We start from the raw sequence: 21,007 nt of genomic DNA, 5'->3' as shown, positions 1-21,007 counted from the left end.
CCAGGCACCCCGGGACCGCGTCTTTCCCGTGCGGGATCCCGACACCATGTCATGGCCGACCGCGCCGACCCGGCGCGAGGCGGCCCGAGAGGGAGTACGAGAAGGTGGCAGCACCTAAGAAGGGCCGGAGCGCGAGCGCTCAGAGCAAGCCAGGACGCTCGCTGGCCCTCATCCTGATCGCCATCGTGGCGCTCACCGGCGGCATGTTCGCCTCCGGGCACACCACTCCGCGTCTCGGCATCGACCTTGCCGGCGGCACGAGCATCACGCTCAAGGCGAAGGCCGACCAAGGGTCCGCGATCAACAAGGCCAACATGGACACCGCGGTCGAGATCATGAACCGCCGTGTCAACGGTCTCGGCGTCTCCGAGGCGGAGGTGCAGACCCAGGGGAACGACAACATCATCGTCAACATCCCCAAGGGCACCAACTCCAAGGAGGCCCGCGAGCAGGTCGGCACCACCGCGAAGCTCTACTTCCGCCCGGTCCTGGCGGCCGAGCCCAGCGTCCCGGCCGGCACCAAGCCGTCGCCGAGCGCGTCCTCCAGCCCCGGCTCCGGCAGCACGCCGAGCCCGGCCGCGTCCGGCAAGGGCAAGACGCCCTCCGCCACGCAGCCGACGGCCACCGCCGCCTCCCAGGGCCGCGCCGTCACCGACGGGCTGAAGGCCGACACCAAGCCGTCCGCGCCCGCGTCCCCGAGCGCCCCGGCCAAGGGCACCACGCCCAGCCCTTCCGCGCCCGCGACCAACGGTCTCGACGCCGCGGCCGCCAAGCTCCAGGCCCAGTACACCGCCCTGGACTGCACCAAGCCCTCCGACCGCGCCACCGCCGGCAAGACCGCCAAGCCCGGTGAGTCGACCGTGGCCTGCGGCCAGATCGACAAGGCCTGGTACAAGTACGTGCTCGGCCCCGCCGCCGTCGACGGCACCGAGGTGAAGACGGCCCGGGCGGTCTTCGACACCCAGGGCGCCTCCGGCTGGCAGGTCCAGATGAACTTCACCAGCACCGGTGCCAAGAAGTTCGCCGACATCACCGCCCAGCTCGCCACGAAGCAGCAGCCGCAGAACGAGTTCGGCATCGTCCTCGACGGCGAGGTCGTCTCCAGCCCGTACGTCAGCCAGTCCATCACCGGCGGCCAGGCGGAGATCTCCGGCCGCTTCACGCAGGAGGAGGCGCAGAGCCTCGCCAACATGCTGTCGTACGGTGCGCTGCCGCTGACGTTCACGGAGGACACCGTCACCACGGTGACCGCCGCCCTCGGTGGCGAGCAGCTGCACGCCGGTCTGCTGGCCGGCGCGATCGGCCTCGCTCTGGTCGTGCTCTACCTGGTCTTCTACTACCGCGGTCTCTCGCTCGTCGCGATCGCCTCGCTGCTGGTCTCCGCGATGCTGACCTATGTGATCATGTCGCTGCTCGGCCCGGCGATCGGCTTCGCGCTGAACCTGCCGGCCGTCTGCGGTGCGATCGTCGCGATCGGTATCACAGCGGACTCGTTCATCGTGTTCTTCGAACGCATCCGGGACGAGATCCGTGAGGGCCGCTCCCTGCGTCCCTCGGTCGAGCGGGCGTGGCCGCGTGCCCGGCGCACCATCCTGGTCTCCGACTTCGTGTCCTTCCTCGCCGCCGCCGTGCTCTTCATCGTCACCGTCGGCAAGGTCCAGGGCTTCGCGTTCACGCTGGGTCTGACCACCGTGCTCGACGTGGTCGTCGTCTTCCTCTTCACCAAGCCGCTGATGACGATCCTCGCCCGCCGCCCGTTCTTCGGACAGGGCCACAAGTGGTCCGGCCTGGACCCGAAGAGCCTGGGTGCCAAGCCGCCGCTGCGCCGCACCCGCCGTCCCGCCGGTCCCGCGTCCGGCTCCGCCCAGACGAAGGAGGCCTGAGCGATGTCGAAACTCGGCAGCATCGGCGCACGACTGCACCGCGGCGAGATCAGCTACGACTTCGTCGGCCACCGCAAGCTCTGGTACGGCATCTCGATCCTGATCACGATCACGGCGATCGTCGGCCTGGCGGTGCGAGGCCTGAACATGGGCATCGACTTCCAGGGCGGCGCCGTCTTCACCACCCCGAAGACGAGCGTCTCCGTGACGCAGGCCGAGCGGTACGCGGAGAGCGCCGCCGGCCATGACGCGGTCGTGCAGGAGCTCGGCACGGGCGGCCTGCGCATCCAGATCGCCGGCCTGGACACCCAGAAGTCCGACGACATCAAGGACTCCCTGGCCAAGGACTTCAACCTCGACCCGGAGAAGATCAACGCCGATCTGGTCGGCCCGAGCTGGGGCGAGCAGGTCGCCAACAAGGCCTGGCTGGGCCTCGGCATCTTCATGGTCCTGGTCGTGATCTACCTGGCGATCGCCTTCGAGTGGCGGATGGCCCTCGCGGCGCTCGTCGCCCTGATCCACGACATCACCATCACCACCGGTGTGTACGCCCTCGTCGGCTTCGAGGTCACCCCGGGCACGATCATCGGTCTGCTGACCATCCTCGGTTACTCGCTCTACGACACGGTCGTCGTCTTCGACAGCCTCAAGGAGCAGACGAAGGACATCACCAAGCAGACCCGCTTCACCTACGGCGAGATCGCCAACCAGTCGATCAACGGCACGCTGGTCCGCTCGATCAACACCACCGTGGTCGCGCTGCTGCCGGTCGCCGGCCTGCTGTTCATCGGCGGCGGCTTCCTCGGCGCCGGTACGCTGAACGACATCTCGCTGTCGCTGTTCGTCGGCCTCGCGGCCGGCGCGTACTCCTCCATCTTCATCGCCACGCCGCTCGTCGCCGACCTCAAGGAGCGCGAGCCGCAGATGAAGGCCCTCAAGAAGCGCGTCCTGGCCAAGCGGGCCCAGGCCGCGGCGGAGGGCGAGTTCGCGGACGACGGGACGTCCGGTACCGGTCACGCCGACGCCGACTCCGCCACCGCGGTCGCAGGCCCGCGCAACCAGCCCGCGTCCCGCACCCGTGGACGCGGCCGTCCGTCCGGGAAGGGCCGATGACCGACATCCGAGAACTCCTGCTGAGCCGCATCCGGGACGTGGCCGACTATCCGGAGCAGGGCGTGATGTTCAAGGACATCACCCCGCTCCTGGCCGACCCGGCCGCGTTCACCGCCCTCACCGACGCGCTCGCCGAGATCGCCACGGACACCGGCGCCACGAAGATCGTCGGTCTGGAGGCCCGGGGCTTCATCCTCGGCGCCCCGGTGGCCGTCCGCGCGGGCCTCGGCTTCATCCCCGTACGCAAGGCGGGCAAGCTCCCCGGAGCCACCCTCCGCCAGGCGTACGACCTGGAGTACGGCTCGGCGGAGATCGAGGTCCACGCCGAGGACCTCAGCGCGGGCGACCGCGTCCTCGTCATCGACGACGTGCTCGCCACCGGCGGCACCGCGGAGGCCTCCCTCCAGCTGATCCGCCGCGCGGGCGCGGAGGTCGCCGGTGTCGCGGTGCTCATGGAGCTCGGCTTCCTGGGCGGCCGTGACCGCCTCACCCCGGCCCTGGCCGGCGCCCCCCTGGCGGCCCTCCTCCAGGTCTGACGACCTCGTCGCCCTCGGCCGGGTCCCGCGCTTTTCGCGGGGCCCGGCCGATGCGTATGCGCCGGCGGGGGTAGACCGGAATCGAGGGGGCAGAGACCTCTGCGGAATCTCCCGGCAGCCCCTCGTGTTTCCTCTGTAGGCAGCCCTCACTTCAGGCTGGAGGCGATAGTGCGGCCGAGGGTCGTTACCATGGGGTCTCCGGAGCCTGATCGGGGGACCCGGATCGCGCACGAGGAGTCCTCTTGCCAGACGAGGCCCAGCCACTGACCGCCGCCAAGCCCGAGCCCGCCTCGGCGCCCGCGGCCAAGCCCGCGCCCCATGCGAAGAACGACGCCCGCGGGCCGGTGCAGCATGTCCAGTCCGCGCCCGTCGAGAAGCCGGCCGAGACGACCCGCCCCAAGCCGGTCACGCCCGCCGTCCGGGCCACCGGCGGTCAGGGCCGCTCGGGCTCCTCCAACCGCGTCCGCGCCCGCCTGGCCCGCCTCGGCGTCCAGCGCGCGCACCCGTACAACCCCGTGCTCGAACCGCTGCTGCGCATAGTGCGCAGCAACGATCCGAAGATCGAGACCTCCACCCTCCGCCAGATCGAGAAGGCCTACCAGGTCGCCGAGCGCTGGCACCGGGGGCAGAAGCGCAAGAGCGGCGACCCGTACATCACGCACCCGCTCGCCGTCACCACCATCCTCGCCGAGCTCGGCATGGACCCGGCGACGCTCATGGCCGGCCTGCTGCACGACACCGTCGAGGACACCGACTACGGCCTGGACGACCTGCGCCGCGACTTCGGCGACGTCGTCGCCCTGCTCGTCGACGGCGTCACCAAGCTGGACAAGGTCAAGTTCGGTGAGGCCGCGCAGGCCGAGACCGTGCGCAAGATGGTCGTCGCCATGGCCAAGGATCCCCGTGTCCTGGTCATCAAGCTCGCCGACCGCCTGCACAACATGCGCACCATGCGCTACCTCAAGCGCGAGAAGCAGGAGAAGAAGGCGCGCGAGACCCTGGAGATCTACGCGCCGCTCGCCCACCGCCTGGGCATGAACACCATCAAGTGGGAGCTGGAGGACCTCGCCTTCGCGATCCTCTACCCCAAGATGTACGACGAGATCGTGCGGCTCGTCGCCGAGCGGGCGCCCAAGCGCGACGAGTACCTGGCCATAGTGACCGACGAGGTCCAGGCCGACCTGCGCGCCGCCCGCATCAAGGCCACCGTCACCGGCCGCCCGAAGCACTACTACTCCGTCTACCAGAAGATGATCGTCCGCGGCCGTGACTTCGCGGAGATCTACGACCTGGTGGGCATCCGCGTCCTCGTCGACACGGTCCGCGACTGCTACGCCGCCCTCGGCACGATCCACGCGCGATGGAACCCGGTCCCCGGCCGGTTCAAGGACTACATCGCGATGCCGAAGTTCAATATGTACCAGTCGCTGCACACGACGGTCATCGGACCGGGCGGCAAGCCCGTCGAGCTGCAAATCCGCACGTTCGACATGCACCGCCGCGCCGAGTACGGCATCGCCGCGCACTGGAAGTACAAGCAGGAAGCCGTCGCCGGCGCCTCCAAGATCCGTACGGACGTGCCCAAGGGCGTCGGCAGGGACAAGGACGCCATCAACGACATGGCGTGGCTGCGGCAGCTCCTGGACTGGCAGAAGGAGACCGAGGACCCCAGCGAGTTCCTGGAGTCCCTGCGCTTCGACCTCTCCCGCAACGAGGTCTTCGTCTTCACGCCCAAGGGCGACGTCATAGCGCTCCCGGCCGGGGCCACCCCCGTCGACTTCGCCTACGCCGTCCACACCGAGGTCGGCCACCGCACCATAGGAGCACGGGTCAACGGCCGCCTCGTACCGCTCGAATCGACCCTGGACAACGGCGACCTGGTGGAGGTCTTCACCTCCAAGGCGGCCGGCGCCGGCCCCTCCCGCGACTGGCTCGGCTTCGTCAAGTCGCCCCGCGCCCGCAACAAGATCCGCGCCTGGTTCTCCAAGGAGCGCCGCGACGAGGCGATCGAGCAGGGCAAGGACGCCATCGTCCGCGCGATGCGCAAGCAGAACTTGCCGATCCAGCGCATCCTCACCGGCGACTCGCTCGTCACGCTCGCCCACGAGATGCGGTACTCGGACATCTCCGCGCTGTACGCGGCGATCGGCGAGGGCCATGTCTCGGCGCAGAACATCGTGCAGAAGCTCGTCCAGGCGCTCGGCGGCGAGGAGGCGGCCACCGAGGAGATCGACGAGAGCGTGCCGCCCGCGCGCGGGCGCGGCCGCAAGCGCCGCCGCTCCAGCGCCGACCCGGGCGTCGTGGTCAAGGGCGTCGACGACGTGTGGGTCAAACTGGCCCGCTGCTGCACGCCCGTGCCCGGCGACCCGATCATCGGCTTCGTCACCCGCGGCAGCGGCGTCTCGGTGCACCGCAACGACTGCGTGAACATCGAGTCGCTGTCCCGCGAGCCCGAGCGCATCCTCGACGTCGAGTGGGCGCCCACCCAGTCCTCGGTCTTCCTGGTCGCCATCCAGGTCGAGGCCCTCGACCGCTCCCGGCTGCTGTCGGACGTCACCCGCGTGCTGTCCGACCAGCACGTCAACATCCTCTCCGCGGCCGTCCAGACGTCCCGCGACCGCGTCGCCACCTCGCGCTTCACCTTCGAGATGGGCGACCCCAAGCACCTCGGACACGTCCTGAAGGCCGTCCGGGGCGTGGAGGGTGTGTACGACGTGTACCGGGTGACCTCGGCCCGCCAGCAGCGTTAGCGTTCCGCTGGGCAGCGCGGTTCTTCAGCTGCGGGTCGGTCGTGGCTGGTCGCGCAGTTCCCCGCGCCCCTCGGGGGCGCGGCCCCGCACACACGCCTGGGCCCCGCCACTCCGACGAGCGAGTGGCGGGGCCCAGGGGCGAGGATGCGACGGCGTCAGCCGCCGAACTCGTGCAGACCCTTCAGCGCCTGGTCCAGAAGCGCCTGGCGGCCCTCCAGCTCCCGCTCGAGCTTCTCGGCGCGCGAGGTGTTGCCCTGGGCGCGCGCCTGCTCGATCTGGCCCTTCAGCTTGTCCACGGCGGCCTGGAGCTGACCGGTCAGACCCGCGGCACGCGCGCGTGCCTCCGGGTTGGTCCGGCGCCATTCGGACTCCTCGGCCTCCTGGATCGCACGGTCGACCGCGTGCATCCGGCCCTCGATCTTCGGACGCGCGTCGCGCGGCACATGACCGATGGCCTCCCAGCGCTCGTTGATCGAGCGGAAGGCGGCCCGGGCGGCCTTGAGGTCCGTGATGGGCAGGAGCTTCTCGGCCTCGCCGGCCAGCTCCTCCTTCAGCTTCAGGTTGTCCGCCTGCTCGGCGTCCCGGACGGCGAAGACCGAGCTGCGGGCGGCGAAGAAGACGTCCTGGGCGCCGCGGAAGCGGTTCCACAGATCGTCCTCGTGCTCGCGCTGGGCGCGGCCCGCGGCCTTCCACTCCGCCATCAGCTCGCGGTAGCGGGCCGCCGTCGGAGCCCAGTCCGTCGACCCCGACAGCGCCTCGGCCTCCGCGACCAGCCGCTCCTTCGCCCGGCGCGCTTCCTCGCGCTGGGCGTCGAGCTGGGCGAAGTGCGCCTTGCGGCGCTTGGAGAACGCCGAGCGGGCGTGCGAGAAGCGGTGCCACAGCTCGTCGTCCGCCTTGCGGTCCAGCCGCGGCAGCCCCTTCCAGATGTCCACCAGGGCCCGCAGCCGCTCACCGGCCACCCGCCACTGGTCGGACTGCGCCAGCTCCTCCGCCTCGACGACCAGCGCCTCCTTGGCGTGCCGGGCCTCGTCGGACTGCTTGGCGCGCTGCGCCTTGCGCTCCTCACGGCGCGCCTCGACACGCTCCACGAGCTTGTCCAGCCGGCCCCGCAGGGCGTCCAGGTCGCCGACCGCGTGGTGCGCGTCCACCTGCTCGCGCAGGTGGTCGATGGCGGCCTGGGCATCCTTCGCCGAGAGGTCGGTGGTCTGTACTCGCTTCTCGAGGAGGCCGATCTCGACAACCAGGCCCTCGTACTTGCGCTCGAAGTAGGCCAGCGCCTCCTCTGGGGAGCCGGCCTGCCAGGATCCGACGACCTGCTCGCCGTCGGCCGTACGCACGTACACGGTCCCCGTCTCGTCGACGCGGCCCCACGGGTCGCTGCTCACAGCGCCTCCTCCACATGATGCCTGCGAGGTGCTCTGGGGCCCCCGGGCATCGTCCACAGTTTCGTCACGGCCAACATAGGCGACCGGCAGGTGGCCTGTCCGCATCCAGCGCGACCGAAATTCCGCAGCTGGCCGTCCTGAACTCAAGGATCTCGCGCCGCCGGTCAGGATTTGGCGACGGTGGCCTTGTCGATCACTACCGTCGCGTTCGGGGCGCCGTCACCGGCACCGGTGTTCTCGCCCGCGGCGGCGATCTTCTTCAGCACCTTCATGCCCGCGGCGTCGATGGTGCCGAACGGCGCGTAGCTGGGCGGCAACTGGCTGTCCTGGTACACCAGGAAGAACTGGCTGCCACCGCTGTGCGGCTGCCCGGTGTTCGCCATCGCGACCGTGCCCGCCGGATACACGTTGCCCTTGAGGCTCTTGTCCTTGAGGTTCTCGTCCGGGATCGTGTAGCCGGGACCGCCGCTGCCCGAGGCCGTCGGATCGCCGCACTGCAGCACGTAGATGCCGTTGGTGGTGAGCCGGTGGCACTTGGTGTGGTCGAAGAACCCCTTGCCCGCAAGGAAGTTGAACGAGTTCACCGTGTGCGGCGCCGCCGACGCCTTCAGCGCGATGCCGATGTCACCGCACGTGGTGGCCAGCTTCATCGTGTACGCGGCCGACTTGTCGATCGTGACCGCCGGCTCCTTCTTCCAACTCTGCTTCTTCACCGCGCCCTTGGCGGGCTTCTCGCAAGGGTCCGGCACCTTCTTCGAGGCCGAGGGGCTGGGCGAGACCGAGGCGCTGGCGTTGGCCTTGTCGTCGTTGCCCTTCAGCACGCCGGTCGTGTACAGCGCGACGCTGCCGATGACGACCACGCCGAGCACCGACGCGATCACGGAGTTCCGCATACGTGACTTGCGCCGGGCGGACGTGCGCCGCTGCTGCTGCCGCAAGTACTTCTCCCGGGCGAGCTGACGCCGCCGCTGCTCCTGGCTGACCACCGGGTTCTCTCCTCATGCGTGTCGAGTGCCGACCGTTGGGTGTTGACGCGTGCGTCCTGCGAGCCGGTCGCTGCGTTCAGCCCCCGTACCGTATATGGGTTCGCTGAGGAAACGGCAGCGCCGGTAGGCTCTGGAGCACGGCCTGCCCGTCCGCAAGCCCTCCTGTACCGACACAACGAAGGACGATCGTGCTCATTGCCGGGTTCCCCGCCGGGGCCTGGGGGACGAACTGTTACGTCGTCGCCCCCGCCGCCGGTGAGGAGTGCGTGATCATCGACCCGGGCCATCAGGCCACCCGAGGCGTCGAGGAAACGCTGAAGAAGCATCGGCTCAAGCCCGCCGCCGTCGTCCTGACCCACGGCCACATCGACCATGTCGCCTCGGTCGTCCCGGTGTGCGGCGCGCACGACGTGCCCGCGTGGATCCACCCCCGGGACCGGTACATGCTCAGCGACCCCGAGAAGGCGCTCGGCCGCTCCATCGGGATGCCGCTCATGGGCGAGCTGACCATCGGGGAGCCCGACGACCTCAAGGAGCTGAGCGACGGCGCGAAGCTGGAGCTCGCCGGAATGGAGTTCTCGGTCGCGCACGCGCCGGGTCATACCAAGGGGTCGGTGACCTTCCGGATGCCCGAGGCCGGCGACGTCCCGCCGGTCCTGTTCTCGGGTGACCTGCTGTTCGCCGGCTCCATCGGACGCACCGACCTGCCCGGCGGCGACATGGACGAGATGCTCGACTCGCTGGGCCGCGTGTGCCTGCCGCTCGACGACTCGACCGTGGTGCTGCCCGGTCACAACGAGCACACGACCATCGGCCGTGAGCGCGCCACCAACCCCTATCTGCGGCAGGTGGCAGCCGGCCTGGGAGCGAACCCCGACACCGCTCCCCGACGAGGAATCTGACGAGAGACATTCCGTTGAGCACCTTCAAGGCCCCCAAGGGCACCTACGACCTGATCCCGCCGGCGTCCGCGACGTATCTGGCCGTCCGCGAGGCGATCGCCGCCCCGCTGCGCAACTCCGGCTACGGCTACATCGAGACCCCCGGCTTCGAGAACGTCGAGCTCTTCGCGCGCGGCGTCGGCGAGTCGACCGACATCGTGACCAAGGAGATGTACGCCTTCGAGACCAAGGGCGGCGACCAGCTCGCCCTGCGCCCCGAGGGCACCGCCTCCGTGCTGCGCGCCGCCCTGGAGGCCAACCTGCACAAGGCGGGCAACCTCCCGGTCAAGCTCTGGTACTCCGGCTCGTACTACCGCTACGAGCGCCCCCAGAAGGGCCGTTACCGCCACTTCTCCCAGGTCGGCGCCGAGGCGATCGGGGCCGAGGACCCGGCGCTGGACGCCGAGCTGATCATCCTGGCCGACCAGGCGTACCGCTCGCTGGGCCTCAGCGACTTCCGCATCCTGCTCAACAGCCTGGGCGACAAGGAGTGCCGTCCGGTCTACCGGGCCGCGCTCCAGGACTTCCTGCGCGGCCTGGACCTGGACGAGGACACGCGCCGCCGCGTCGACATCAATCCGCTCCGGGTCCTCGACGACAAGCGCGAGTCGGTCCAGAACCAGCTGACCGGCGCCCCGCTGCTGCGCGACTACCTGTGCGACGCCTGCAAGGCGTACCACGAGGAGGTCCGCGAGCTGATCACCGCGGCGGGCGTCGCCTTCGAGGACGACCCGAAGCTGGTCCGCGGCCTGGACTACTACACCCGCACCACCTTCGAGTTCGTCCATGACGGCCTGGGCTCGCAGTCCGCGGTGGGCGGCGGCGGCCGCTACGACGGCCTCTCCGAGATGATCGGCGGCCCCGCGCTGCCCTCGGTCGGCTGGGCGCTGGGCGTCGACCGCACGGTGCTGGCCCTGGAGGCCGAGGGTGTGGAGCTGGACCTCCCGTCCTCGACCAGCGTCTTCGCGGTCCCGCTCGGCGAGGAGGCCCGCCGCGTGCTGTTCGCCAAGGTCACGGAGCTGCGCAAGGCCGGTGTCGCGGCGGACTTCTCGTACGGCGGCAAGGGCCTGAAGGGCGCCATGAAGAACGCCAACCGCTCGGGCGCCCGCTACACGATCGTCGCCGGTGAGCGTGACCTCGCCGAGGGCGTCGTCCAGCTCAAGGACATGGAGTCCGGCGAGCAGTCGGCGGTCGGCGTCGACGAGATCGTGGCCGAGCTGACGTCCCGGCTCGGCTAGTTCCCGAGGGCGCCCGGGGACGTTTCCCGGGCGCCCTTCGTACGCATCGACGCCCGCCGCCGTCAACGCCGCGGGCGTCGATTCGTCATCCCGGGCGAATCCGGCAGGTGAGGCGAACGATCCCGCGCCGTCGTACGTACCTCCTTATGTCCACTGAACGGTGGACCGGGGCAGCCGTGCGGCACAATGGCCCCTGCCCGAAGCAGGTCCACCTCTGAAGCAGACGGAATCGGCGTGATGAGCAAGACGACAGTCAAGGACGTCTCCACCGGACCCGAGTCCCACCGGCCCGTCTCCGCCGCGCGGACGGAGGGCGGCAGCCGCGCCTTCGCCCTGATGCTGATCATCACCGGCGCGGCCGGACTGCTCGCCGCCTGGGTCATCACGCTCGACAAGTTCAAGATCCTCGAGGCCAAGCTCGCGGGCAAGACCTTCACGCCCGGGTGCAGCCTCAACCCAGTCGTCTCCTGCGGCAGCGTCATGGAGAGCAAGCAGGCCGCCGCCTTCGGCTTCCCCAACCCGATGCTCGGGCTCGTCGCCTACGGCATCGTCGTCTGCGTCGGCATGAGCCTGCTCGCCCGGGCACGCTTCCCGCGCTGGTACTGGCTGACCCTCAACTTCGGCACTCTCTTCGGCGTGGGCTTCTGCACCTGGCTGCAGTTCCAGTCCCTGTACCGGATCAACGCGCTGTGCCTGTGGTGCTCCCTGGCCTGGGTCGCCACGATCATCATGTTCTGGTACGTGACGTCGTTCAACGTCCGCAACGGCTTCCTGCCCGCACCGCGCTGGGTCAAGGGCTTCTTCGGCGAGTTCACCTGGGTGCTGCCGGCCCTGCACATCGGCATCATCGGCATGCTGGTCCTCACCCGCTGGTGGGACTTCTGGACCAGCTGACGAGGCCTGCCCCGCCCCGGCCCGAGGCCCGGCCCGGCCGCGTTGTCAGTGCCGTGTCTTAGGGTTTCAGAGTGGAAGCCGACCTGTTCACCGCCGCAGCAGAAGAACGCCAGGAGAAGGACCCGACGAGCAGTCCCCTGGCGGTCCGGATGCGCCCGCGCACCCTCGACGAGGTGGTGGGCCAGCAGCACCTGCTGAAGCCCGGCTCACCCCTGCGCCGTCTGGTCGCGGACGGGGACGGCGGCCCGGCCGGCCCCTCCTCGGTGGTGCTGTGGGGCCCGCCGGGCACCGGCAAGACCACCCTCGCCCACGTGGTGTCCAGGGCGACGAACCGGCGCTTCGTGGAACTGTCCGCGATCAGCGCGGGCGTCAAGGAGGTCCGCGCGGTCATCGACGGCGCCCGCCGCGCCGCCGGGGGCTTCGGCAAGGAGACCGTCCTCTTCCTCGACGAGATCCACCGCTTCAGCAAGGCCCAGCAGGACTCCCTGCTCCCGGCCGTCGAGAACCGCTGGGTGACGCTGATCGCCGCGACCACCGAGAACCCGTACTTCTCGGTGATCTCCCCCCTGCTCTCCCGCTCACTGCTGCTCACCCTCGAACCGCTCACCGACGACGACCTGCGCTCCCTGCTGCGCCGCACCCTCGCCGACGAACGCGGTCTGGGTGAGGCCTTCACCCTCCCCGAGGAGGCCGAGGAGCACCTGCTCCGGCTGGCCGGCGGGGACGCCCGACGGGCCCTGACCGCCCTGGAGGCCGCCGCGGGCGCGGCGCAGGAGAAGGGCGAGAGCGAGATCGCCCTCCAGACGCTGGAGGAGACCGTCGACCGGGCGGCCGTGAAGTACGACCGCGACGGCGACCAGCACTACGACGTGGCGAGCGCGCTGATCAAGTCCATCCGGGGCTCCGACGTGGACGCCGCGCTGCACTACCTGGCCCGGATGATCGAGGCGGGGGAGGACCCCCGTTTCATCGCCCGCCGCCTGATGATCTCCGCCAGCGAGGACATCGGCGTCGCCGACCCGAACGCGCTGCCGATAGCCGTCGCCGCCGCGCAGGCCGTCGCGATGATCGGCTTCCCCGAGGCCGCGCTCACCCTCAGCCACACCACCATCGCCCTCGCCCTGGCCCCCAAGTCCAACTCCGCGACCACGGCCATCCGCGATGCCATGGCGGACGTACGCAAGGGCTTCGCCGGTCCCGTGCCGCCCCACCTGCGCGACGGGCACTACAAGAGCGCGAAGAAGCTCGGCCACGCGCAGGGCTACGTCTACCCGCACAACCAGCCCAACGCCATCGCCGCCCAGCAGTACGCCCCGGACGCCCTCAAGGACCGCGAGTACTACACCCCGACCCGCAACGGCGCCGAGGCCCGGTATGCGGACGCGGTCGAATGGACCAGGAAGCACCTCGGTCGCAAGCGGTCCTGAGCGCCCTGTAGAATTCCCCGGAGTGCTGAGTCCCGTGCACGGACCTCCGCAAGGAGAGCCGGGCACCACCAGAGCGGGACATCCAGCCGGAGACCGGCCCTCGGGCAGGGACCTCCAGGAGCGTCGCGCACCGGCGAACGGTGTCGCGGGCAGCCCACCACCACCCGGAGTTCCGGGAGAGGTCGGTGGGCCACTCGCGTGCTGCACGTATGTGCCCAGATCAGGGGAGCGGCTGCCCATCAGGTCCGGAGAACGGACCCGGCGGGTATTCCCCGGCTGCGGATGCGACCTCCCCTAACCCTGGTGAAGCCGTATTCACAGAACAGAACGAGGTGTTTGGTTCATGGCGAACCAGTCCCGCCCCAAGGTCAAGAAGTCGCGTGCCCTCGGCATCGCGCTGACCCCGAAGGCCGTCAAGTACTTCGAGGCCCGCCCCTACCCGCCGGGTGAGCACGGCCGCGGTCGCAAGCAGAACTCGGACTACAAGGTCCGTCTGCTCGAGAAGCAGCGTCTGCGTGCGCAGTACGACGTCTCCGAGCGTCAGCTGGTCCGCGCCTACGAGCGTGCCGCCAAGGCGCAGGGCAAGACCGGTGAGGCCCTGGTCGTCGAGCTCGAGCGTCGTCTCGACGCCCTGGTGCTGCGTTCGGGCATCGCCCGCACGATCTACCAGGCCCGTCAGATGGTCGTCCACGGCCACCTCCAGGTCAACGGCCAGAAGGTCGACAAGCCGTCCTTCCGCGTGCGTCCGGACGACGTCGTGCAGGTCCGTGAGCGCAGCCTCGAGAAGCCGCTGTTCCAGGTGGCCCGCGAGGGTGGCTTCGCCCCCGACGGCGAGACCCCGCGCTACCTCCAGGTGAACCTCAAGGCCCTGGCGTTCCGCCTGGACCGTGAGCCGAACCGCAAGGAGATCCCGGTGATCTGCGACGAGCAGCTCGTCGTCGAGTACTACGCCCGCTGATCCCAGCCCCGGCGCAGCACTTCAGCCCGCCGTCTCCCCGTCCTCTCCGGACGGGCGGGGCGGCGGGTTTGCGCTTGTCTCCCGCGGACCGTGCGCGCCGACGGGAATCCGGTACGGAGCCGCACCCCCGGCGCGATAGGCTCGGAGCACTGCTTTTCATGGTTCCGATGTTCACTGCACGTTTCAGGGAGCGGGTGCGCACAGTGTCCGGTGGAGAGGTGGCCGGGATCCTGGTGGCCGTCTTCTGGGCGATTCTGGTGTCCTTCCTCGCCGTCGCACTGGCAAGGCTGGCCCAGACGCTGAAGGCGACGACCAAGCTTGTCGCGGATGTGACCGAGCAGGCGGTCCCGCTGCTCGCCGACGCCTCGACGGCGGTGCGGTCCGCGCAGACCCAGATCGACCGTGTCGACGCGATCGCCACGGACGTCCAGGAGGTCACGTCGAACGCTTCGGCGCTGTCGACGACCGTCGCCTCCACCTTCGGCGGCCCCCTGGTCAAGGTCGCGGCGTTCGGCTACGGCGTCCGCCGGGCCCTCGTCGGCCGCAGGGAGGACGCGCCCGTCAAGGCGCCCGCCAAGGCGTCCCGCCGTACCGTGATCGTGGGCCGTACGGTCCCCGGCTCGCGGCGGGCGGCGCGGAACCCCCGGGGAAAGAGGGACTGAGACCTAGCGATGTTCCGCCGTACGTTCTGGTTCACCACCGGCGTCGCCGCCGGCGTATGGGCCACCACCAAGGTCAACCGCAAGCTGAAGCAGCTCACCCCCGAGAGCCTGGCCGCGACCGCCGCGAACAAGGCACTCGAGACGGGTCAGCGCCTCAAGGACCGTGCGATCGACTTCGCGCTCGACGTCCGCGACAACATGGCCCAACGGGAGGCCGAACTCGAGGACGCCCTGGGCATCCAGGAGGATCCCGAACTCGTGGCTCCCCGGCGGTACGCCGCCATCGAGAACCGCACCAACCCGAAGTACGTCCCGAGCACGACGTACTCGCACAACCGGAATGAGGACCACTGATGGAGTCGGCCGAGATTCGCCGCCGCTGGCTGAGCTTCTTCGAGGAGCGCGGGCACACCGTCGTCCCTTCGGCGTCGCTCATCGCGGACGACCCGACTCTGCTCCTCGTCCCGGCCGGCATGGTGCCCTTCAAGCCCTACTTCCTGGGTGAGGTCAAGCCGCCGTTCCAGCGCGCCACCAGCGTGCAGAAGTGCGTGCGCACGCCCGACATCGAAGAGGTCGGCAAGACCACGCGCCACGGCACGTTCTTCCAGATGTGCGGCAACTTCTCCTTCGGCGACTACTTCAAGGAAGGCGCCATCAAGTTCGCCTGGGAGCTGCTCACCAGCCCCCAGGACAAGGGCGGTTACGGCCTCGACCCCGAGCGCCTGTGGATCACCGTCTACAAGGACGACGACGAGGCCGAGCGCATCTGGCACGAGGTCGTCGGTGTGCCCAAGGAACGCATCCAGCGCCTGGGCATGAAGGACAACTACTGGTCCATGGGCGTTCCCGGCCCGTGCGGCCCCTGCTCCGAGATCAACTACGACCGCGGCCCCGAGTTCGGCGTCGAGGGCGGCCCCGCCGTCAACGACGAGCGGTACGTGGAGATCTGGAACCTCGTCTTCATGCAGTACGAGCGGGGCGAGGGCACCGGCAAGGACAACTTCGAGATCCTCGGGGACCTGCCGAGCCAGAACATCGACACGGGCCTCGGCCTGGAGCGTCTCGCCATGATTCTGCAGGGCGTGCAGAACATGTACGAGATCGACACCTCGATGGCCGTCATCGAGAAGGCCACCGAGCTGACCGGCGTGCGCTACGGCGACGCCAACGCCTCGGACGTGTCCCTGCGCGTGGTCACCGACCACATGCGCACCGCCACGATGCTCATCGGCGACGGCGTCACCCCGGGCAACGAGGGCCGCGGCTACGTGCTGCGCCGCATCATGCGCCGCGCCATCCGCAACATGCGTCTCCTCGGCGCCACCGGTCCGGTCGTCAAGGATCTGGTCGACACCGTGATCGCGATGATGGGCCAGCAGTACCCCGAACTCATCACCGACCGCGAGCGCATCGAGAAGGTCGCCGTCGCCGAGGAGAACGCCTTCCTCAAGACGCTGAAGGCCGGCACCAACATCCTCGACACGGCCGTCACCGAGACCAAGCAGTCCGGTGGCAAGGTCCTGCCCGGCGACAAGGCGTTCCTGCTCCACGACACCTGGGGCTTCCCGATCGACCTCACCCTGGAGATGGCTGCCGAGCAGGGCCTCGCCGTGGACGAGGACGGCTTCCGACGCCTGATGAAGGAGCAGCGGGAGCGCGCCAAGGCCGACGCCCAGGCGAAGAAGACCGGTCACGCCGACATGGGCGCCTACCGCGAGATCGCCGACAAGGCCGGTGCCACCGACTTCATCGGCTACACGGACACCGAGGGCGAGACGACGATCGTCGGCATCCTCGTCGACGGTGTCTCCTCGCCGGCCGCCACCGAGGGCGACGCCGTCGAGATCGTCCTCGACCGCACCCCGTTCTATGCCGAGGGCGGCGGTCAGATCGGTGACACCGGCCGCATCCGGACCGACTCCGGTGCCGTCATCGAGATCCGTGACACGCAGAAGCCGGTCCCGGGCGTGTACGTCCACAAGGGCGTCGTCCAGGTCGGCGAGGTCACCGTCGGCGCCAAGGCCCACGCCTCGATCGACGGTCTGCGCCGCAAGGCCATCGCCCGTGCCCACTCGGCCACGCACCTGACCCACCAGGCGCTGCGCGACGCGCTCGGCCCGACGGCCGCCCAGGCCGGTTCCGAGAACCAGCCCGGCCGCTTCCGCTTCGACTTCGGCTCGCCGTCCGCCGTTCCGACGGCCGTGATGACCGACGTCGAGCAGCGCATCAACGAGGTGCTCGCGCACGACCTCGACGTGCACGCCGAGGTCATGGGCATCGACGAGGCCAAGAAGCAGGGCGCCATCGCCGAGTTCGGCGAGAAGTACGGCGAGCGCGTGCGCGTCGTGACCATCGGCGACTTCTCCAAGGAGCTGTGCGGCGGCACGCACGTCCACAACACCGCCCAGCTGGGTCTGGTGAAGCTGCTCGGCGAGTCGTCGATCGGCTCGGGTGTGCGCCGTATCGAGGCCCTCGTCGGCGTCGACGCGTACAACTTCCTGGCCCGCGAGCACACGGTCGTCAACCAGCTCACCGAGCTGCTGAAGGGCCGCTCGGAGGAGCTGCCGGAGAAGGTCTCCACGATGCTCGGCAAGCTGAAGGACGCCGAGAAGGAGATCGAGCGGTTCCGCGCCGAGAAGGTGCTACAGGCCGCCGCCGGTCTCGTCGAGTCCGCCAAGGACATCAGGGGCGTCGCACTTGTCACCGGTCAGGTCCCGGACGGCACGACCCCGGACGACCTGCGCAAGCTGGTCCTCGACGTGCGCGGGCGTATCCAGGGCGGCCGGGCCGCCGTGGTGGCCCTGTTCACGGTGAACAACGGCAAGCCGCTCACGGTCATCGCCACGAACGACGCCGCCCGTGACCGCGGTCTCAAGGCCGGTGACCTGGTGCGTACGGCCGCCAAGACCCTCGGCGGCGGCGGTGGCGGCAAGCCGGACCTCGCGCAGGGCGGCGGCCAGAACCCGGCCGCCGTCGGCGAGGCCGTCGAAGCCGTCGAGCGCCTGGTCGCCGAGACCGCCAAGTAAGAAACGGCGAAGAAGATGCGCAGAGGACGTCGACTCGCGATCGACGTCGGGGACGCCCGTATCGGGGTCGCCTCGTGCGACCCCGACGGGATCCTCGCCACCCCGGTCGAGACCGTCCCCGGACGTGACATCCCGGCAGCTCACCGCCGCCTGCGGCAGCTCGTCGAGGAGTACGAGCCGATCGAGGTCGTCGTCGGTCTCCCTCGCTCCCTCAAGGGGGGCGAGGGCCCGGCCGCGGCCAAGGTCCGCACGTTCGCCCAGGAGCTGGCCAAGGGCATCGCCCCCGTCCCGGTTCGCCTGGTCGACGAGCGGATGACTACAGTGACGGCCAGTCAGGGCCTGCGCGCCTCGGGTGTGAAGTCCAAGAAGGGCCGCTCGGTCATTGACCAGGCAGCCGCTGTGATCATCCTCCAGCAGGCCCTGGAATCCGAACGGGTGTCAGGTAATCCGCCCGGTGAGGGCGTCGAAGTGGTCATCTGATCGCGATACGGTAACGTTCCGCGCGATGCGGCGGCGTTCGAACAGCCGCCGCACCGGCAAGAGGCGGGACGGTAGCCGGCCCGAAGCCACGTGACCGCCGCCTCGCGGCTCTAGGGGATCGATGACTGAGTATGGCCGGGGCCCAGGCTCCGAACCGTGGCATCCTGAGGACCCGTTGTACGGGGACGGGGGATGGAGAGGACAGCAGGCGCACCCGGGCCAGCAGTCCCCTTACGGCGGCCAGCCGCAGCAGCACCCGGGCCACGCGCAGCAGGGCGACTGGGCCACGGGACAGCATCCCGTCTACGACCCCTCGCAGCAGCAGTACTACGGCGACCAGGGCCAGCAGCAGTACGTCGGTCACGCCCAGCCCCAGCCCCAGCCCCAGCAGCAGTACGCGCAGGGCGGCTGGGACGCCACCGGTACCCACGCGCACGTGCCGTACGCCGCGGACCCCGGTGACCCCTACGGCCAGCACCCGGTGGCGTACGGCGCCGAGCAGCCCGACTTCTACGGCACGGCCGACGCCTACCCGCCGCCGGAGCCGCCGGCCCGCAGGCGCCCTGAGCCGGAGCCGGAGACCGACTGGGATCCAGGCCCCGACCAGGGCGAACACGCCTTCTTCTCCGGTGGTGACGACGAGGAGGATGCCGAGCCGACGGGGCGCGGCGGCCGCAGCGACCGCCGCGGCAAGGGCGGCGGAAAGGGCGGCAAGGGCGCCAAGAAGCGGCGCAACGGCTGCGCCCTCATGGTGGTCGTCCTGGTGTTCGGCGGCGGCCTCGGCGGCGTCGGATACGTCGGTTTCAAGTTCTACCAGGATCGTTTCGGCCCGGCCCCGGACTACGCGGGCAACGGCAACGGAGAGACGGTGACGGTCGAGATCCCGAAGGGCGCGGGCGGATACGACATCGGCCGCAAGCTGAAGGAAGCCGGCGTCATCAAGAGCGTCGACGCGTTCGTCTCCGCGCAGGGGGCCAACCCCAACGGCAAGTCGCTCCAGGACGGCGTGTACACCCTCCAGAAGGAGATGTCCGCCGCCAGCGCGGTCGAGCTGATGCTCAGCCCGAAGAGCCGCGACAACCTGATCATCGCCGAGGGTTCGCGCAACGCTGCCGTCTACGCGAAGATCGACGCCCGCCTCAAGGTGCCGAAGGGCACCACACAGGGCGTGGCCAAGAAGGAGTACAAGAGCCTCGGTCTGCCCTCCTGGGCGCTGAACCACCCCAACCTGAAGGATCCGCTGGAAGGATTCCTCTACCCCTCCAGCTACCCGGTCGCCAAGGGGCAGAAGCCCAAGGCCGTCCTGAAGGAGATGGTGGCGCGGGCCAACGAGAAGTACAAGGCGATCGGTCTGGAGGAGAAGGCCGAGGGCCTGGGCCTCGAAGGACCCTGGCAGCTCCTCACCGTGGCGAGCCTCGTGCAGGCGGAGGGCAAGACGCACGACGACTTCCGCAAGATGGCGGAGGTGGTCTACAACCGCCTGAAGCCCGACAACACCGAGACGAACCAGAAGCTGCAGTTCGACTCGACGTACAACTACCTCAAGGGTGCGAGCAACATCCACATCACCCTGAAGGAGATCTACGGCGACAAGAACCCGTACAACACGTACACCAACAAGGGCCTTCCGCCCGGTCCGATCGGAAACCCCGGCGACGAGGCGCTGAACGCCGCGCTGAACCCGACGGACGACGGCTGGATGTACTTCGTGGCGACCGACGGCATGAACAAGACCGAATTCGCCAAGACCAACGCGGAATTCGAGAAGCTCGCGGAAAAGTTCAATGCAAGCACAGGAAACTGACGCCCGCCGCGCCGCCGTGCTCGGTTCGCCGATCGCCCACTCGCTGTCCCCGGTGCTGCACCGGGCGGCGTACGACGAACTCGGGCTCGGCGACTGGTCGTACGACCGCTTCGAGGTCGACGAGGCCGGGCTGCCCGGTTTCTTCGAGCAACTCGGGCCCGAGTGGGCGGGGTTGTCGCTGACGATGCCGCTGAAGCGGGCGGTCATCCCGCTGCTGGACGAGGTGAGCGAGACGGCGACCTCGGTGGAGGCGGTCAACACCGTCGTCTGCACCGAGGACGGACGCCGGGTCGGGGACAACACCGACATCCCCGGCATGGTCGCCGCGCTGCGCGAGCACGGCATCGAGCAGGTCGACTCGGCGGCGATCCTCGGCGCCGGGGCCACCGCTTCCTCGGCGCTCGCCGCGCTGGCCCGCGTCTGCACCGGCCCCGTCGTCGCCTACGTGCGCAGCGAGGCCCGCGCCGCCGAGATGCGGCAGTGGGGCGAGCGGCTGGACGTCGAGGTCCGCACGGCGGACTGGGCGGACGCGGCCGAGGCGCTGCGCGCGCCGCTGGTGATCGCCACCACCCCCGTCGGTACCACGGACGCGCTCGCCACCGCCGTACCCGAGCGCCCGACCACGCTCTTCGACGTGCTGTACGACCCCTGGCCCACCCCGCTCGCGGCCCGATGGTCCATGTTCGGCGGGGCCGTCGTCAGCGGTCTCGATCTGCTGGTGCACCAGGCGGTGCTCCAGGTGGAGCAGATGACCGGCCGCTCCCCGGCCCCGCTGGACGCGATGCGCCGGGCCGGCGAGCAGGCGCTCGCCGCCCGCTGAGGTCCCGCATCCCGTCCGCCTGTCGGACCGGCGGCCGGGCGGGGACGCCGGACGTGGGAGGATTTGAGGTGGCGGGCCGGGGCCGCGCACCCGGTCGGGCCGTC

At 69.9% G+C, this 21,007-nt stretch carries 17 protein-coding genes; 15 read left to right on the top strand and 2 right to left on the bottom strand.

Translation table 11 applies throughout. The features are described 5' to 3' along the window. The first annotated feature begins 104 nt into the window (after positions 1–104). From secD to QFZ74_RS05225, 4 genes are all read left to right on the top strand, one after another. Complete coding sequence (gene secD, locus QFZ74_RS05240) at positions 105–1,883, top strand: protein translocase subunit SecD (RefSeq protein ID WP_307619603.1); 1,779 nt, start codon at positions 105–107, stop codon at positions 1,881–1,883. Positions 1,884–1,886: 3 nt separating this feature from the next. Further along, positions 1,887–2,996 carry a protein translocase subunit SecF gene (gene secF / locus QFZ74_RS05235; protein ID WP_307619602.1) on the top strand — a complete coding sequence of 370 codons (1,110 nt, stop codon included), beginning with the start codon at positions 1,887–1,889 and terminating at the stop codon, positions 2,994–2,996. Further along, a complete protein-coding gene (locus tag QFZ74_RS05230) occupies positions 2,993–3,532 on the top strand; it encodes an adenine phosphoribosyltransferase (protein ID WP_307619601.1) in 540 nt (179 codons plus the stop codon). Before secF ends, QFZ74_RS05230 begins: the two co-directional genes overlap by 4 nt. A gap of 242 nt (positions 3,533–3,774) precedes the next feature. After that, entirely contained in the window at positions 3,775–6,282 is a 2,508-nt protein-coding gene (locus QFZ74_RS05225; RefSeq protein ID WP_307619600.1) for a bifunctional (p)ppGpp synthetase/guanosine-3',5'-bis(diphosphate) 3'-pyrophosphohydrolase, read from the top strand. Between the two features lie 155 nt (positions 6,283–6,437). Here the strand turns inward: QFZ74_RS05225 and QFZ74_RS05220 are convergent, their stop codons facing one another. Then, on the bottom strand, positions 6,438–7,667 hold the full coding sequence (locus QFZ74_RS05220) for a DUF349 domain-containing protein (RefSeq protein WP_307619599.1): 1,230 nt from the start codon (positions 7,665–7,667) through the stop codon (positions 6,438–6,440). Between the two features lie 164 nt (positions 7,668–7,831). Further along, on the bottom strand, positions 7,832–8,653 hold the full coding sequence (locus tag QFZ74_RS05215) for a peptidylprolyl isomerase (RefSeq protein WP_307619598.1): 822 nt from the start codon (positions 8,651–8,653) through the stop codon (positions 7,832–7,834). A gap of 188 nt (positions 8,654–8,841) precedes the next feature. Here QFZ74_RS05215 and QFZ74_RS05210 point away from each other — a divergent pair, with 188 nt between their 5' ends. The 11 genes from QFZ74_RS05210 to QFZ74_RS05160 all read left to right on the top strand — a co-directional run bounded on the left by QFZ74_RS05210 (position 8,842) and on the right by QFZ74_RS05160 (position 20,903). Continuing rightward, positions 8,842–9,555: an MBL fold metallo-hydrolase gene (locus QFZ74_RS05210; RefSeq protein ID WP_307619597.1), complete on the top strand. Its 714-nt coding sequence runs from the start codon at positions 8,842–8,844 to the stop codon at positions 9,553–9,555. A 14-nt stretch (positions 9,556–9,569) separates the two neighbouring features. Then, positions 9,570–10,832, top strand: a complete 1,263-nt coding sequence (gene hisS / locus QFZ74_RS05205; RefSeq protein ID WP_307619596.1) for a histidine--tRNA ligase — start codon at positions 9,570–9,572, stop codon at positions 10,830–10,832. A 237-nt stretch (positions 10,833–11,069) separates the two neighbouring features. Then, the gene (locus QFZ74_RS05200; RefSeq protein WP_307619595.1) at positions 11,070–11,726 is read left to right on the top strand and encodes a vitamin K epoxide reductase family protein; all 657 of its coding nucleotides are present in this window, start codon (positions 11,070–11,072) and stop codon (positions 11,724–11,726) included. Positions 11,727–11,797: 71 nt separating this feature from the next. Next, a complete protein-coding gene (locus tag QFZ74_RS05195; RefSeq protein ID WP_307619594.1) occupies positions 11,798–13,153 on the top strand; it encodes a replication-associated recombination protein A in 1,356 nt (451 codons plus the stop codon). A 343-nt stretch (positions 13,154–13,496) separates the two neighbouring features. Further along, positions 13,497–14,111 carry a 30S ribosomal protein S4 gene (gene rpsD / locus QFZ74_RS05190; RefSeq protein ID WP_307619593.1) on the top strand — a complete coding sequence of 205 codons (615 nt, stop codon included), beginning with the start codon at positions 13,497–13,499 and terminating at the stop codon, positions 14,109–14,111. Positions 14,112–14,278: 167 nt separating this feature from the next. After that, the gene (locus QFZ74_RS05185; protein ID WP_373462347.1) at positions 14,279–14,773 is read left to right on the top strand and encodes a DUF948 domain-containing protein; all 495 of its coding nucleotides are present in this window, start codon (positions 14,279–14,281) and stop codon (positions 14,771–14,773) included. A gap of 9 nt (positions 14,774–14,782) precedes the next feature. Next, positions 14,783–15,127 carry a hypothetical protein gene (locus QFZ74_RS05180; protein WP_307619592.1) on the top strand — a complete coding sequence of 115 codons (345 nt, stop codon included), beginning with the start codon at positions 14,783–14,785 and terminating at the stop codon, positions 15,125–15,127. Beyond that, entirely contained in the window at positions 15,127–17,799 is a 2,673-nt protein-coding gene (gene alaS, locus QFZ74_RS05175) for an alanine--tRNA ligase (RefSeq protein WP_307619591.1), read from the top strand. Before QFZ74_RS05180 ends, alaS begins: the two co-directional genes overlap by 1 nt. Positions 17,800–17,814: 15 nt before the next feature. Then, positions 17,815–18,279 carry a Holliday junction resolvase RuvX gene (ruvX, locus tag QFZ74_RS05170; protein WP_307619590.1) on the top strand — a complete coding sequence of 155 codons (465 nt, stop codon included), beginning with the start codon at positions 17,815–17,817 and terminating at the stop codon, positions 18,277–18,279. Positions 18,280–18,400: 121 nt separating this feature from the next. Next, a complete protein-coding gene (gene mltG, locus QFZ74_RS05165) occupies positions 18,401–20,083 on the top strand; it encodes an endolytic transglycosylase MltG (protein WP_307619589.1) in 1,683 nt (560 codons plus the stop codon). After that, entirely contained in the window at positions 20,064–20,903 is an 840-nt protein-coding gene (locus QFZ74_RS05160; protein ID WP_307619588.1) for a shikimate dehydrogenase, read from the top strand. Before mltG ends, QFZ74_RS05160 begins: the two co-directional genes overlap by 20 nt. The last annotated feature ends 104 nt before the right edge of the window (positions 20,904–21,007 follow it).

The organism is Streptomyces sp. V3I7, assembly GCF_030817495.1.
Classification (GTDB): domain Bacteria; phylum Actinomycetota; class Actinomycetes; order Streptomycetales; family Streptomycetaceae; genus Streptomyces.
Note: the sequence above shows the minus strand (reverse complement) of the source record. Positions and strands in the feature narration are given on the sequence as shown.